This is a genomic window from Streptomyces zhihengii, from assembly GCF_016919245.1.
In the GTDB taxonomy this organism is placed as follows: Bacteria; Actinomycetota; Actinomycetes; order Streptomycetales; family Streptomycetaceae; genus Streptomyces; species Streptomyces zhihengii.
In genome coordinates, this window is sequence record NZ_JAFEJA010000002.1 from 2,392,661 (window position 1) to 2,406,084 (window position 13,424).

14 protein-coding genes are annotated in these 13,424 nt (G+C 70.8%); 6 read left to right on the plus strand and 8 right to left on the minus strand.

All coding sequences use genetic code 11. From position 1 onward, the window contains the following. Positions 1 to 11 precede the first annotated feature (11 nt). Positions 12 to 794, minus strand: a complete 783-nt coding sequence (locus JE024_RS37955) for a hypothetical protein (RefSeq protein WP_205378359.1) — start codon at positions 792 to 794, stop codon at positions 12 to 14. Positions 795 to 1,200: 406 nt separating this feature from the next. Between JE024_RS37955 and JE024_RS37960 the strand changes: the two genes are divergently transcribed. Together JE024_RS37960 and JE024_RS37965 are read left to right on the plus strand one after the other, a co-directional pair. Then, positions 1,201 to 3,477 (plus strand): FG-GAP repeat domain-containing protein, encoded by a 2,277-nt coding sequence (locus JE024_RS37960; RefSeq protein ID WP_205378360.1) that lies wholly within the window; start codon positions 1,201 to 1,203, stop codon positions 3,475 to 3,477. Positions 3,478 to 4,662: 1,185 nt separating this feature from the next. Further along, complete coding sequence (locus JE024_RS37965) at positions 4,663 to 5,223, plus strand: hypothetical protein (RefSeq protein WP_205378361.1); 561 nt, start codon at positions 4,663 to 4,665, stop codon at positions 5,221 to 5,223. A 149-nt stretch (positions 5,224 to 5,372) separates the two neighbouring features. Here the strand turns inward: JE024_RS37965 and JE024_RS37970 are convergent, their stop codons facing one another. After that, positions 5,373 to 5,855: a hypothetical protein gene (locus JE024_RS37970; RefSeq protein WP_205378362.1), complete on the minus strand. Its 483-nt coding sequence runs from the start codon at positions 5,853 to 5,855 to the stop codon at positions 5,373 to 5,375. Between the two features lie 1,335 nt (positions 5,856 to 7,190). Between JE024_RS37970 and JE024_RS37975 the strand changes: the two genes are divergently transcribed. Then, positions 7,191 to 7,469, plus strand: coding sequence for a hypothetical protein (locus tag JE024_RS37975; RefSeq protein WP_205378363.1), 279 nt, complete (start codon positions 7,191 to 7,193; stop codon positions 7,467 to 7,469). 266 nt (positions 7,470 to 7,735) lie between these two features. Here the strand turns inward: JE024_RS37975 and JE024_RS37980 are convergent, their stop codons facing one another. Beyond that, positions 7,736 to 8,482: a hypothetical protein gene (locus tag JE024_RS37980; protein ID WP_205378364.1), complete on the minus strand. Its 747-nt coding sequence runs from the start codon at positions 8,480 to 8,482 to the stop codon at positions 7,736 to 7,738. A 239-nt stretch (positions 8,483 to 8,721) separates the two neighbouring features. On the opposite strand from JE024_RS37980, the gene JE024_RS42470 reads away from it, so the two are divergent. Next, positions 8,722 to 9,300 carry a GNAT family N-acetyltransferase gene (locus JE024_RS42470; RefSeq protein ID WP_205378365.1) on the plus strand — a complete coding sequence of 193 codons (579 nt, stop codon included), beginning with the start codon at positions 8,722 to 8,724 and terminating at the stop codon, positions 9,298 to 9,300. 340 nt (positions 9,301 to 9,640) lie between these two features. Here the strand turns inward: JE024_RS42470 and JE024_RS37990 are convergent, their stop codons facing one another. Genes JE024_RS37990 through JE024_RS38005 form a run of 4 tightly spaced genes read right to left on the minus strand, consistent with a single transcriptional unit; the run spans position 9,641 to position 10,524 of the window. Further along, on the minus strand, positions 9,641 to 9,856 hold the full coding sequence (locus JE024_RS37990; RefSeq protein WP_205378366.1) for a hypothetical protein: 216 nt from the start codon (positions 9,854 to 9,856) through the stop codon (positions 9,641 to 9,643). Positions 9,857 to 9,897: 41 nt separating this feature from the next. Beyond that, the gene (locus JE024_RS37995) at positions 9,898 to 10,092 is read right to left on the minus strand and encodes a hypothetical protein (RefSeq protein WP_205378367.1); all 195 of its coding nucleotides are present in this window, start codon (positions 10,090 to 10,092) and stop codon (positions 9,898 to 9,900) included. A gap of 55 nt (positions 10,093 to 10,147) precedes the next feature. Further along, entirely contained in the window at positions 10,148 to 10,339 is a 192-nt protein-coding gene (locus JE024_RS38000) for a hypothetical protein (RefSeq protein WP_205378368.1), read from the minus strand. Continuing rightward, complete coding sequence (locus JE024_RS38005; RefSeq protein WP_205372895.1) at positions 10,336 to 10,524, minus strand: hypothetical protein; 189 nt, start codon at positions 10,522 to 10,524, stop codon at positions 10,336 to 10,338. Before JE024_RS38005 ends, JE024_RS38000 begins: the two co-directional genes overlap by 4 nt. A 481-nt stretch (positions 10,525 to 11,005) precedes the next feature. On the opposite strand from JE024_RS38005, the gene JE024_RS38010 reads away from it, so the two are divergent. Continuing rightward, positions 11,006 to 11,212, plus strand: a complete 207-nt coding sequence (locus JE024_RS38010; protein ID WP_205378369.1) for a hypothetical protein — start codon at positions 11,006 to 11,008, stop codon at positions 11,210 to 11,212. Continuing rightward, positions 11,194 to 11,772: a hypothetical protein gene (locus JE024_RS38015; RefSeq protein WP_205378370.1), complete on the plus strand. Its 579-nt coding sequence runs from the start codon at positions 11,194 to 11,196 to the stop codon at positions 11,770 to 11,772. The genes JE024_RS38010 and JE024_RS38015 overlap by 19 nt, the downstream gene beginning before the upstream one ends. Here the strand turns inward: JE024_RS38015 and JE024_RS38020 are convergent. After that, entirely contained in the window at positions 11,673 to 13,310 is a 1,638-nt protein-coding gene (locus JE024_RS38020; RefSeq protein WP_205378371.1) for a serine/threonine-protein kinase, read from the minus strand. The genes JE024_RS38015 and JE024_RS38020 overlap by 100 nt on opposite strands. Between the last annotated feature and the right edge of the window lie 114 nt (positions 13,311 to 13,424).

Sequence of the window (13,424 nt, forward strand, 5' to 3'; positions counted from 1 at the left end):
CGGTTCGGTGGTCAGGAGCGGTGGTCGGTTGCTGCCCTGAGGTCTCGCGTGACGCGGGCCGCTGCGCCGAGGTCGAGAGTGTCGGTGAGCATGAGGGTTCCGAAGGTGTAGGCGTCGGTCCAGGCGCAGAGGCTGGCGTCGGCGCCGTCGGGTGTGTCGATCAGGCCGCAGCCCAGGCGCCCGGGCAGGGGGCCGGCGTCGAAGAACGCCGTCTCGCGGGCTTCGGCGCCGGCGAAGAAGTTGCGGAACTCGTTGGTGGGGGAGTGCTGCTGCTTCTCCCGGGCGAGCCCCGGGTCGCCTTCGACGGTGTTCACGCTCAGCACCGCGGCGACCTCCTGCCCGGCGGTTCCGTAGTACCAGGTCCGCCGGCCGGACTCCTCCGTTTCACCACCCCGGGCCAAAGCCGCGTACAGGGCGGCTTCCTCACCGGTCTTGAGCCGGTATTGCCCCAGGGCGCCAGGTGGATCGATACGGCGATCGGGCCAGGCCCCCGCAGCTACGCCGGGGTCGGTGCCTGAGACGGCGGAGCGTGCTTCGGGACGGTAGTCGAACCCCACCTTGACCAGACCGAGCACCGCGATCCCTGCCAGGACCGCAGCCACGGTTCTTCGACGCCGCACCCGAAGCTCCGCCAATGGTGTCTTCGCCGCGGCTGCGACGTGCAGGTCGGCACGCCGCCAACCGCGGGTGCAGCGCCAGACGATGGCGGAGATCGCCGCGGTCATGAGCAGGGTGCCCATGGCCTGGCCTGCCGCCCAGGACGTGGATGTGGTGTCGACGGACATCTCGATCATGGCTGCATCGTAGAACCGGCCTCACACTCCCCAGCCTGCGAGGACCGGCCACCCGCTCCTGCACATGCCCCTGCCGGTGCTCTGGTCCGGTGACGACACCCGAACCTGCCGAACACGCGACGGCGCTCGCCGCAATCCACACGCCGCCCGCCCCGGGCTTGCAGAGCACAGGGCGGGGGGTCAGGCATCAGCGCGGGACCTGCACCGAAGCAGTCCGGGGGCCAGCAATGCCCGCATCGCTGTCGTGAGTTGACTGGCCGTCAGTGGCCGGAAGCTCACTGTGGTCGTCACCAGCGGGGCGCGACGCACCGCCCGTTGCCCGTACAACCTTCTGATGGGGAGGCGAGTCTCAGGAAGCGGCGCCAGCACCACCTCGTGTTCATGCACCGTTCCCTGGGAGGAACTTTTGATCTCCGCACGCACGACCCGTGTCTCGGCCGCGATCGCCACCGTGCTCGCCGTCACGCTCGGCGCCGGCGCCCTGTCCGTCCCGGCCACCGCCGCACCGCTGCCCGCCACCGTGGCGGACGAAGCGGGCACGCGCCAGGCGCCCGTGAGCTACCCCGAGGACGGATTCTTCACAGCGGCCGGCAAGACCGGCTTCCTCACCAGCGAGCGATCCCCGAGCCAGAAGTTCCGGTGGACCCGCTTCGCGGACGGCTCGTCCACCATGCTCGACGCCTCGGTGGCCGACTCCACCGGCACGGACGTGATCATGACCGGGATGGGGCAGAGCCTCCCGCGTTCCCTGGTTGTCAAGCTCCACGACATGGCCGCCGGCGGCAGCACCGTCACCATCGACCTCGGCCCACTGAACGGCGTCTACGTACAGGCCGTCTCCAAGGACACGGTCCTGGCGGAGTTCCCGAAGGCGGACGGCACCGTCGAGCTGCGCCTCGTCACCCGCACCGGCGACACCGTGACGCAGCGGAAGGTCGAGGGCATCCCGGCCGGGGCCTCGTCCATCGCCGCCACTCCCGCGCGCGACGGCTCGGTCCTCGTCGACTACTACCTCGGAAGCGGCACTCCCACGCAGTGGCGGAGCCAGTTCGCCGTGGTGGACCTCGCCGCCGCCAAGGTCGTCTCCACGCACGAGACCGACGGCAACAGCTACGGCAGATGGGCCGGCGCACTCTCCGCCACCCATCTGGCCTGGGCGGCGGAAGGCGGCACATACGTCACGGTGGACCGGGCGACCGGCGCGGAGAGCCGGATCGACATCGACTTCGACTTCTACGAGGGCGATCGCAGCGTCGTCGCTCTGCTGGGTTCGTGGGCGATGTACGGCACCCCGGCGACCCTGGCGGGCAACGGCACGGGTGACACCCGCAAGCTCATCCCCCTCACGGCGAAGTCGCTGACCTCGGGCGAGACGGTGGAGCTTCTCGACTACGTCGAGGACGTGAAGCCCGGCGCCGACAACACCCTGCTCGCCCGCGGCGGGACCGTGGAGCAGGGTGAAGGGCTCTACCGGATCTTCCAGGGCGCGGACGGCACACCGGCTGCCGAACTGGTCGCCTCCACCGGTGAGCCGACGCAGCTCGTCTACCTCGGGCAGCAGATCCCGCCCACGGTCGACGTCACCTCGCCGATCTCGCTGAAGTGGAAGCTGTCCCGCGAGAACGCCGACGTGGACCTGACGATCCGGCACCGCGCCACCGGCGAGGTCTTCGAGAAGACGCTGCACCTGTACAGCGAGTCCGCCGGCAGCGAGTACTACTACGGTGACGGGGTCTTCGGCATCCGCTGGGAGCAGATCGAGGCCGTGACGGGCAAGGAAGCCGAGGCGGGGGAGTACGAGTGGTCCTTCGTGGCCCGCCCGCAGAACGGCGTCGGCCCCGCCGTGGAAGCGAGCGGAAGTTTCGTCGGCGCCAAGGGCCTTCCCACGGCGCACGACCTCGACTGGAACGGCACCCCCGACCTGCTGGCCCGTGACGCCCAGGGAGGGCTGTGGCAGCTCGACACCCGGTACGACGCCACGCAGAAGACCCTCGTGCCGCAGTACGGGCCGGACGTGGTCGGCCCCGGCTGGGGAATCTACGACCGGATCGAGACGGTCGGCGGCATCGGCTCCGGCGCCGCCGACTTCGTCGCCCGGGACAAGAGCGGCGTCCTGTGGCTGTACGACGTGACCGGCAACGGGTACGCGACGAAGTGGGCGGCACGCAAGTCCCTGGGCGGCGGCTGGAACACCTACACCCACATCACCGGCGGCAGCGACCTGAACAGCGACGGCCGCCCCGACCTGGTCACCGCCGACACGGCCGGCGTCCTGTGGATGCACCCCGGCACCGGCGACGTCAGCGCACCTTTCGGGGCGCGGCAGAAGATCGGCAACGGCGGCTGGGGCATCTACAACCAGATCACCGCCACCGGCGACATCGGCGGCGCCCCTGGCGGCGACCTGGTCGCCCGGGACAAGGACGGCGTCCTCTGGCTCTACCTGGGCAAGGGCGACGGCACCTTCGCCGCCCGCACGCAGATCGGCGGCGGCTGGCAGGCGTACACCGACACCATCGGCATCGGCGACGCCAACGACGACGGCCACCCCGACCTGTACGCCTACGGACCCGGCAACAAGAGCTGGTACTACGCCGGAACCGGCGCGTGGAGAACCCCCTTCGCACCCCGGGCCACAAGCTCGGTACTCCCCACGAACTCCTCGTACAACCACGTCTCCTGACCCATTCCTAGGCAACCACCCCCGGGCCCTCCCGCAGACCATGGGAGGGCCCGGGCGCGGAGGCGCACGGCAGGTCTCCGGGCAAGGCACAGGGGCCGATCAAGCGTCCCGGCAGCCGCGCACCACCTTCCGGCCCGGCCCGGCCGGTGCGCGTCCTGGCTGGTCCGTACCCGCTGCCCCTCACGCACATCCAGGACCTCCCCAGCCACCCATGCAAGGATCGTCCGGCGGGCCTCGCCGTGGGGCCAACGTCTCCTGCACCACAACACTTCAGCGGATCCTAAACCTCGGCGAGGCGCACCAGCCGGCCCTGTGGTGCTGAGCGAAGCACACGTAGCGGCGGCGGCCCGTGGTGATCAGGTGGCCTGCGGCGAAGAAGTGAACCGCAGCTACGGCCGGACACTCCTCACCATGGACGGCATGCAGTTCTGCACCTTTGTCAGCCGACGCTCGATCGCGTGGACCGAGGTCGCGGGCATCGACCGGAAGAGGCGTGCCGGCGAACCGTGCGGCCGCCTTCCGGGCCCGGGCACAGGAGACGGCCTTGAGGCACCTGCCGCTGCACCCCATCCGGTGATTTCCCACCGATGAGCCACCAGAGTTCGCCGGGCCTGGGACCAGGGGCTGGTAGGCCCCTGGGTGTCCTTGGAGAGATGCGTTGCCGAGTCCGGGCGTCGTACGGCCGAAGACGAACGTGTGCCGCTGTGCCGGTTCGCCGTCCCCGAGCTGGCTGGGACGGTCGTATCGGCCCGAGGGACATCGAGCCTGGCGGACACCGATTGCCCATCTTGAGGTTGGTGATACGCCGCTCCGCGTCTGCGATGCAGGGCCCTACCGGCAGACGCGAGTCGATGCTGGACGCTGGCCAGCGGGACACCGTCCCCGGCACGGCAGCCCGGAGACCGCCACCGCCTCCACCCCGTCGACGTCCACGAGCCGGCGCACACGTCACGGCATGAAATCGCCCTCCAGGCGCCGTATACGGGCGGGGTAAGTCCAGACCACCCGTGATGCGAAGCCGGACGGGTTGGAGGGGCCGGGCGGGCCATGATTTGCTGAGGACGAGGCCCGCTCAGCACAGAAAGCGGTGGCCCTGCGACGATGTGTGGGCAGGACGGTTGGCACGCACGCGGGCAAGCGCGCGATCGAAGCCGGCCGACGGGCTGACGAGCGAAGCGGGTGTGGATGCAAACGCTGGTGGAGGGGGCTGTCGCGGAGGCACTGCGCGACAGGGGCGGCGGGGTGATCCGTCTGTACGTCGCGGCCTGCGCGGAACGCATGGCGCCGCTGTTCATAGGCCTGCGGGCGGGGGCGCCCGGGCGCGAAGCCGACCTGGACTTGTGCGTGCGGTCCGTACGCGACCTCTGGCATACCGGCCAGCCCCTGGTCGACGCTGCAGAGCGTGTAAGCGCGCTGGAGCGGTTCCCCGAACTGCAACCGGGCGAAGAGGGGACCACCCACGTCGCCGATACCTATGCCTTCTTCGGCGCCCTCGTCCTGCGGCACGCCCTGCTGGCCAACAGCACCGGGGATGCCCGTGACGCGGTGGCCTGTGGCCATGCGGCACTCACCGCGGTGGGGATGCTGGACCAGAACCTCGCGGGTGCGGGCTTCAGTGCCGAGGAGCAGCAGCTTCAGTCCCGCTCGGCGACCGGCGACGCCGCAGGTCTTTGGGAGGCCAGCGTGACAGCGGGACGGGAGCGGTTCCGTGCAGTGCTGGGGCGTACCGCACCACCGGCCCGATGACGACCGTCGCCCGCGCCGACGAGGCGTCCGTCCTTGCAGTGCTGCGGCACTTCACCACTGTCATCGAGGAGACCGGCCCCGCGCCGAAGGTCGCCCGCGTGCCGAAGCGGTAAATGGCCTCTTGCCCAATTGGGCGAGAATGATCTTGGTTAGGTCGCGGACGAGCACCCTTCCAAGGAGGACGGCTTCACCGCCTTCCACATCATCAAGAACTCCGGCCCGGCGAGGGCGACTCTGGCGCGTTCCACTGACGACGGGGTCCTGAGTTCGCCACCGTCCTGCCGCACCCACAACACACCCGAAGGCTCGGCCACGATCAGGCCGTTAGTGCCGCCGACAGGACGGGACGAGTCGCTTGAGGCATAGATGTTCTCGAACACGGAACCGGGGATGTCCACACGGGTGCAGGGCGGAACCGTGCCGAGGAACTCGACTGTGTCGTCACTTCTGGGCGTTCCTGGCGTGAAAAGTTGTAGGTAGACAGCGGCCGGATCAAGACTCCGGTTCACCACGACTCGCACCCAGCCCTCAGACGAGTGGTACCCGTCGACCCACGTCGTGATCCGGGACGCCAGTCTGCGGTCTTCCTGTTGTTGACGCTGCTTGGACTGGGCAAGCTGATCGTCGGCCACCTGAGCAGACTTCAGTGTTCCCCAGGCCGTGACGGCAAGCCCTGCGGCTGCCACAAGGGCCGCGATCACCGTGGTGTGCCTGACCCAGTCCGCCTGGTGGTACCACCTTGCGGCCGTGCGACCGAGATGCGTGACCCAGCGTCGCAGTCGGTTACTCGTCGGCACTGGTGTCGCCACATCCGGCCGCCGCAGGCGAATCGGCGGGCGCCGCGGTATCTGCTGAATGCGTAAGCGTGGCGGGCGTGAACGGGGCATACGGCCTCACAATTCCTAGGTCCTGACCGCACAGACGTGACTTCCGAAGGAGACGGTTGCGGCCAGCCAACGACACAAGCCGGGCTGCCTGTTCATCCCGCCCCGTGACCCGCCATCAAGGCGCTCCCCAAGGGCGGTAAGCCCTTCGGGGAGGAAGACGACGACGAGAACGACGAGAACGACGAGGCCGCGAAAGCCTCCGAACTCCTTCGACGGGCCTGACCCCACCGTCGCCGCCGGCGCAGCCCGCCCCGACAGCACCACCCCTGCAGGTCGACGAGCAGGTCCTCGCGGCCGTGGAAGGGAACGGTCTGCCGTCCGGCCTCCAGCAGCGCCGCCGGCGTCACCGGAGCACGGGGGACGGCGGTGTGGATGGTGGGGTCGGCGATGCTGTGTCCCCAGGTTGGTCACGCTGTGTGAGCCATCTTGCGTACGATCTGAACGGCGAGGGCTCCGAGGGCGACGAAGAGCTGGGGGTAGGACGTGTAGTGGGTCTGCCGTTCCCATAGGCTGATGAGTGCTATCTGCGGCGAGCTGCTGCTGAGGTGTCGGTCGGACGGCGACGTCGGTGGGTGGAAGATCGGCGCGAGGGAGGGCTCGCTGCCGGTGATGCGGCTCCAGACCGGGCGGAGGCTGACTCCCGGGTCCGGTCGGTCGGTCTTCTGCCCCTTCGGGGGGCGTGTTGCCGGCAGAGTTCGTCCCATGTCTCCTCGTCGAGGTGCCAGGCGGCGAACTGTGTGCGGCGGGCCTGATAGTCGACTTGGCGACCAGAACGCACCACTCGCGAGCAGGAGGGCACCCATCCCCCAGATCCTGGGCCGCCTGACGTGCCGATGAAGCCGATGGCCGGGAAGGCGGCCGAGGATCAGCGCATGGATGCCGAGTGCGACAGCCGTCAGCGCAAGCGCGCCCGCTATGAGCGCCACCCCGAGCACCCCACCCCCAAAAGCCGCTCCCACGGCCCACCCCCTTGCACACCGCACTTCGACGACCGGGATCAATGTGGCAGGGGAAGCAGCGGCCCGAACTAACGCACCGCGAAGTCTGCTTCGCCGGGCACGTGGGTGACATCATCGGCCCATGCAGCCCGAGGTGGGACACGACGCGATGATCACGGCCAGCCGTGGCGGGGCACCGGCGTGGCTGGTGCTACCGCTGTGCGCCGTCCTGGTCCTCCTGGGCCTGGCCTTGACCTTCAACTTCAAGGGGATCCCCGAGCGACTTCACCAGCGGCAGACGGCCCACCGCCGAACAGGTTTCCAGTCGTCCTACGACCTCCAGCGCCTCGGGGGAGTCTGGCTGGTCCTCGTGGGCGGCGGGGCTTTCGTGGCCACCGCTTGGGAGCTCGCAACAGGCTGAGGCCTACGGGCCCCCTGGCCCTTACGCGCGCACGGAAACGAACTGGCGAATGCCCGCCCCCGGTTGCCCAGCGGTGGCCTGTGGCCTGCGCCACGCTTGACGCACATAGGCGCGAACGGGCTTCGAACTGCCGGCACCCGCGCTGACGCCCCTCGCTCCCCGTGGCTGCCCGCACGACCTGGCACGGATGCGGCACGACCGCTGTTCGTTCCGAAGCATCTCCGCTGGCCGCGCGTCCTTGGGCCACTGGGTCGTGCGTCAATCAATCAGAAGGGAGTTTCGAGATCGCCGCGGCCATCGCTGTGCGGCCCGCAGTCCCAGGGCTCCTCCTGAAAGGGTTCGATGTCGGTGACATCGTGGCCCCATGCCTCGAGGACCTTCCTGGCAACGCGCCGGTTGGGGTCGTCGCTGCTGGTGTCCAGGACGCGGCGCGCGTGCACGGCAAGGTGATCGCGGTGCTCGGCGAGCGCAGGGTGTTCGGCAAGGATGAGCGCGGCGAGGACGGCGGCTTCGCGCACGTCCTCGTGACCGTCCTGCAGGAAGGGCGCGACGGCTCGATAGAGCATCGGGCGCAGGTCCCGGAAGTCCGCCACGAGCGTGCCTGGGGTGAGCAGGCCGGGGCAATACGACTTAATGCGGTCGACAGTCTCGTCCGAGGCGTCGTAGGCCGTGGAAAGCAACCAGTTCAACAGGGTCGCTCGGATGGGGACGTTGCGATATGGCCGAAGCGTCATGGCCGCCGGGTGAGTAAGGATGCCGGCGACATACATGGCGACGGGGGCGGTGGCTTCGTAGATGCTGTTCTGGTGGCCGACCAGCTCACTCAGTTCCGACAAGGCGGTGACCTGCACCTTGGGATCAGGCTCCAGCAACCGCGCCAGGACTTCGGGAAGGCATTCACCGTTTCCGAAAGCCGTCTGGAGCGAACCCCAGTCAGTCTCCGCCAGGACTGCCTGATAAGGAGGCAAGCAAGGCTCGCGAGGCGCTACGGTCTTGAGGCTGCTGTGGCTCACAGGCCAAACCTAGACCAGACTTGAGAGCAGTGGCCGTCTCGCCCTGGCTTCCCGTTCGGCATGGGCTGATCGGGCACGTTGGGACACACAGACTGTGGTCCGCGAGTACGGCTTACTCGTACACCGCGGTGGCCCGCAGGGCGTTGCCGATGAACTCCCAGTCCGGTCCGGGTGGCTCCTCGCCTTGAGAGCAGGGGGCTGATCTGCCGTCGAGTGTCAACGAGCCGCAGTTTTGGATCATGACGTGCGGCGGTGTCGACGGCCTGGCCGGGCTGGCTGTGGTCGCGAATGGTTTCAGAGGGGTTCAGGCGGCTGATGAGCCGCGCCCTTACAAGCCGGTTCTCGAGTATCTGGTGATCGACCGGCGGGCTCGGGGCACGGGTCTGGGACGTCAACTGGCCCGGCACGTCCTCAACGAGGCAGCCCGCGGCGCGGACGGGGTCACTGTCGAGGTCGAGCACGAGCGTGTGGACGCCGTGCGGCTGGACCCGGCACATGCAGTGCACCGTCCTGCCGGACAGCGAACAGAGCGCGCCGAAGGTTCTGCGCCTGCGCTGGTCACCCGCCGGGAGCTGACCGACCGCCGCTACCCTCGACTGACGGCGGCGAGCGGGGGCGCATCTGCTGTTGCCTTCGCCTGCCCGTTGATCCTGGTGGTGGAAGCCGCCGTATCCCTGCCGGGGGCCGAGAAGGCGCGTTGGCTTGTCGCCGGGGAGAGGCGCCGCTGGCTGTGGCCCTCGACGAGGGTGCCCGGCTGGTTGGGCGGGTGCCTTGTGTTGCGTGTTGCAGGCTGTGGGCGATGCCGGTGCGCCGGATAGTGCTGGTGGTGGTGATCTGGACTGTGAGGTGTTCGTACTGGGCGAGGGCTGGTAAGCCAGCTGGGTTCGTGTTCGTCCGGGCGGTGGCGGGGTGGGGTGACGCCGGGGCGGGTGTCGCGCCACGCACGCAGGCCTTGCAGGGCTGGCCAGGACGTCCACCGGCATGCTGCTACGACCTGGGCGGCGAGGGCGAACTCGCTTCCCGTGATGTAGCTCCAGACGAAGGCGGATGCGCACTCTCTGGTGTGCTCGTTCGGCTTCCGGCCTCGGCCTGGAGGACGTTGGCCGTCCCCGTCCGGTCTCGTCCGGTGCATGCACCGGACGAGACCGGACGTCTGCGTCAGCGCGGGATCTCGACCTCGATGGGGGGCTCCATGGTCCCGCCGTCACGTCCGGCCTGGAACGCGTTCACCAGGGCCACTCCGATGATCACGCCCGCCACCACGGCGGGCGTCGCCGTGACCGGTGTGCGGGTGCTGACGTACTGGCCCTCGGAGTCGTCGATCGAGATGTCGGTGAGGGCACCGGGTCTGGTCAGGAAGGAGATGTCGGTCATCTGATTCTCCTTGTCCGTGTTCCTCGTGGAGTGGTGCGCGGTCAGGCCTGGATGGGCCCGGTCTCGCCGCCGGCGTCGCAGAGGGTCACACCGACCGCGACGCCGGCGGCGAACACCGTCGCCACGATCATGGGCGTGGCCGCGACGGGGACCGTGCCCGTGGCGGTGTGACCGGGGTCCTGCTCGGTCAGGGGGCGTGCTGTGGCCGGGACGGCCTGGAAGACGGGAGCGTGCATGGACTTCCTCCTGGTGGTGGGTGTGAAGAGTGGTGGGGCGATGTCGCGGGGCCGTTCATAGCCCCGGCTCCTGGGTGCCGCCGATGTCGCCGATCGCCGGACCGATGGCGACCTGCGGGACGACGACCACCGAGGCCATCGGGCCCGTGGCCGGTCCGGTGTGCCCGCCGTCGCCCTCGGACAGGGCTCGCGTGGTGACCGGGGTGGCGGGGCAGGCGGAGGCCGCCGCCCGGCGGGTGCCGGTCACTGGAGCTGGGGTTCGGTGGTCTCGCCGATGATCGCCCCGGCCGCGTAGGCGATGACCACGGCGGCGGCGACCGTCGCGATGACCTGGGTGGCGGCGATCGGCGCCGCGCCGCCGAAGGTCTGCCCCTCGGTTCTCTCGTCGAGCGGGCCGACGGCGGCCCAGCCCGGTGTTCCGACCTGTTGCACGTTCCCTCCTCTGTCAGCCTGGACGGCACCCGGAGACTGCCGCCGCAGGTCGGTACGGCAGCGCGGCCCACCGGACCCCGGGGGGCCCGGCCGGAACGCTGGCGTCTGTGGCGTCAACGATGGCCGGGCCACCGGCCCGGGGGAAGGCCGTCGGCTGGCACGAGGCTGCACGGCGGCCCGCAGGATGGTGCAGGCGCGGCACCGCCGGCGCCGGTGCCGTCCGGGCGCCCCGGGAGGGGCACCTGACGGAACGTCGGGGAACCGTTCCCCTCCAGCCGGCGTGTGGGAGTGAGAGTCGGCTGTCGTCACAGCCGTCCCGGAGGCCACAGCGCGCGAACGTCGGCATGATGCGGGCGGGACACACTGGGGCGGCCCTGATCGCACGAGCACACCGGGAGCACACCCCCTGAGCGGCAACACACTGACCCTGCACTCCGCGGTGAAGCGGACGAGAGGCCCGGACGCCACGAAGGTGACCGAGATGGTCACCTTCTCCGACAGCTCGGCCCCGGCGCCGGCCGCCGTGTACGTGGAGCGCGAACTCCCGCGGGGAGGAGTGCCCGCGTACCTCGCGGCGCGGCGCAGCGGGGTCCGCTCGTTCGCCCTGTGGTCCGACGACCGGCGCCGGGAACGGACGGCCGCCGTGGTGACCCTGTCGGCGGGGGCGGCGTGTCGAGATACCAGGTGATCGGCGCCCACGGCGAGGCCGTCGGCACCCTCACCCGCGAGAAGGCGCTCCGCGGCAAGGGCCTGCGCACCCGCTGGACGGTGCACCCGGCCGGCGCCCCGGAGGCCGTCGACTACAAGGGCAGGATCGTCTGGTGGTGGCTGTGGTCGCCCCTGCTGCCCTTCATGGCGCTGGTCCTCCTAGCCACCGTCCCGGGCAACGAGGGCGGCCTCGCACGCGCACCCCGGCGCATCCGGTGGCGTGCCGAAGGGCAGGTCCCGCTGGAGTTCCGGTCCCGGGGCAACAAGCTGCTCCTCCACGCCCCCGGTGTGGACTGGCGGCTCGGGGCCGCGCTCATCGCCCTGCTGCGCAGCTTCCAGCCGACGCGTGGGACGCGTCACCGGTCTGACTCGCGTGCCGTCCCGGACCGCGGGGCGGCGCCCGTGGTGCGGGACAGCACGCGCTGCGGGGCGGCGGCCGGTCAGCGTCCCTGGAGGGCGATGCGCTCCAGCATCGTGGCCAGGACGCTCCGGGCGCGGCGCTCCTGCTCGGGGACGTCGGGGAACTCGACGCGGAAGTAGACCTGTTCGCGGGCCGCGTCGGTGGCGGCGAGTTCGACGCGGCGGTGCCGTGAGCCCGGGTCGCCGGAGTCGGTCTTGTGGTAGTCGGCCTCGATGGTCCAGCCGGGCACACCGAGCACGTCGGCCGGTGCCGGCCCGTCGCCGCGGACCTCGTCCACCGTGCCGTCGGCGCCCGCGCGGTACCACCCCAGCTGGTCACGCATGTCGTCGTCGACCGGCTTCCCGACGCCGAACTCGTGGTAGACGGAGACGACGATCTGACCGCCCGGCCCCGTGTAGAGGACACCGGCGCGCTCACGGGAACGCTCGTAGTCCGCGGGGACGGCGACGGTGAAGCGGAGCTCCGCCTCCCGGACCTCGCGCCAGCCCGGGGGCAGCGGTCCGGACGCCTTCGCCGCGCGGGGGAAGCGGGCACCGGCGACCGGGGACGCCTCGACCGACGGTGACGGCCCCGCCCCGCCGGCCCGTGCGGGGGGTGTGGTGCCGGGCGACGCCGTGCGGGAGGCGCCGGCCCGGTCGGACGCACCGGCGCCCGGTGGGGTGCCGCCGCGGCCGTTCGCCCACACCAGGGCGGTCACCAGTCCCCCGGCGAGCAGGACGACCGCCACCGCGGCGGCCACCAGCCGGACGGTCCGGGGCGAGGCGTTCGGGGCTGCCGCCGCCCGCGTGGCGGCGGCAGCCGCAGCATCGGGCGGAGGGGCCGCCGGACGCAGCCCGGTCGCGATGTCGCCGAGGCGGGCGGCGACATCGGCGGCGCGCTGCGGGCGGTCGGCGGGGTCCTTGGCGAGGAGTTGAAGGGTGAGCGCGTCGAGCGCGGCCGGCAGCCCGGGGCGGAGCGTGCTTGGAGCGGCCGGGGTCTCGTAGAGATGCCCGTCGAAATGCGCCTCCCGTGAGCGGCTTCCGAACGGCGGCTGTCCGGTGAGGAGTTCGTACAGCAGGCAGCCGACCGCATACAGGTCGCTCCGGTGGTCGACGGGGCCGCTTCGTATCTGCTCGGGGGACATCCACGGGGCGGTGCCCATGAGAACGCCCTCGGTGAGCCGGTCCAGCCCGAGAGCCGGGTCGAACCAGGCGATGCCGAAGTCCAGCACCTTGACGCTCAGATCGTCCGTGAGGATGACGTTCGCCGGCTTGATGTCCCGGTGCACGACCCCCGCCTCGTGGGCCGCCGCGAGGCCCGCGCACACCTGGCCGGCCCACTCCACCGCGCGGACGGGAGGCGGTGGCGCGGAGGACTCCCCGAGCACCTTGTCCAGAGTGCGGCCGCGCACGCGTTCCATGACGACGTAGACGGTGTCGCCGTCGCGGCCCACGTCGTGCACCGTCACGACGTGCCGGTTCTCGGACAGCCCGGCCGCCGCCCTGGCCTCCCGCGTCAGCCGGGCGACCGCGTCGGCCGACCCGAGGCCGTCCCTCAGCACCTTGACCGCCACCGTGCGGTGCAGCCGGTCGTCATGGGCCTCCCAGACGACGCCCATGCCACCGGCACCGAGGCGCTCCCCGATCCGGTACCGCCCGTTGAGCAACTGCCCGCGCACGGTTCCCCCTCGTCCGCCACGCGCACGCGCGGCACCTGGTCACCACCACCCCGCCGGTCATTCAAACCAAGGTCCCGTGGCGCGGCAACGGGGCCGTCGCCGCGGCGTGTCGGA

What these genes read in the sequence shown, in the direction of transcription:
- JE024_RS37995 (WP_205378367.1), bottom strand. Translation starts at nt 10,092, where the DNA reads ATGCACGCTCCCGTCTTCCAGGCCGTCCCGGCCACAGCACGCCCCCTG.
- JE024_RS37990 (WP_205378366.1), bottom strand. Translation starts at nt 9,856, where the DNA reads ATGACCGACATCTCCTTCCTGACCAGACCCGGTGCCCTCACCGACATC.
- JE024_RS37955 (WP_205378359.1), bottom strand. Translation starts at nt 794, where the DNA reads ATGATCGAGATGTCCGTCGACACCACATCCACGTCCTGGGCGGCAGGC.
- JE024_RS38010 (WP_205378369.1), top strand. Translation starts at nt 11,006, where the DNA reads ATGGTCACCTTCTCCGACAGCTCGGCCCCGGCGCCGGCCGCCGTGTAC.
- JE024_RS37965 (WP_205378361.1), top strand. Translation starts at nt 4,663, where the DNA reads ATGCAAACGCTGGTGGAGGGGGCTGTCGCGGAGGCACTGCGCGACAGG.
- JE024_RS37975 (WP_205378363.1), top strand. Translation starts at nt 7,191, where the DNA reads ATGCAGCCCGAGGTGGGACACGACGCGATGATCACGGCCAGCCGTGGC.
- JE024_RS42470 (WP_205378365.1), top strand. Translation starts at nt 8,722, where the DNA reads ATGACGTGCGGCGGTGTCGACGGCCTGGCCGGGCTGGCTGTGGTCGCG.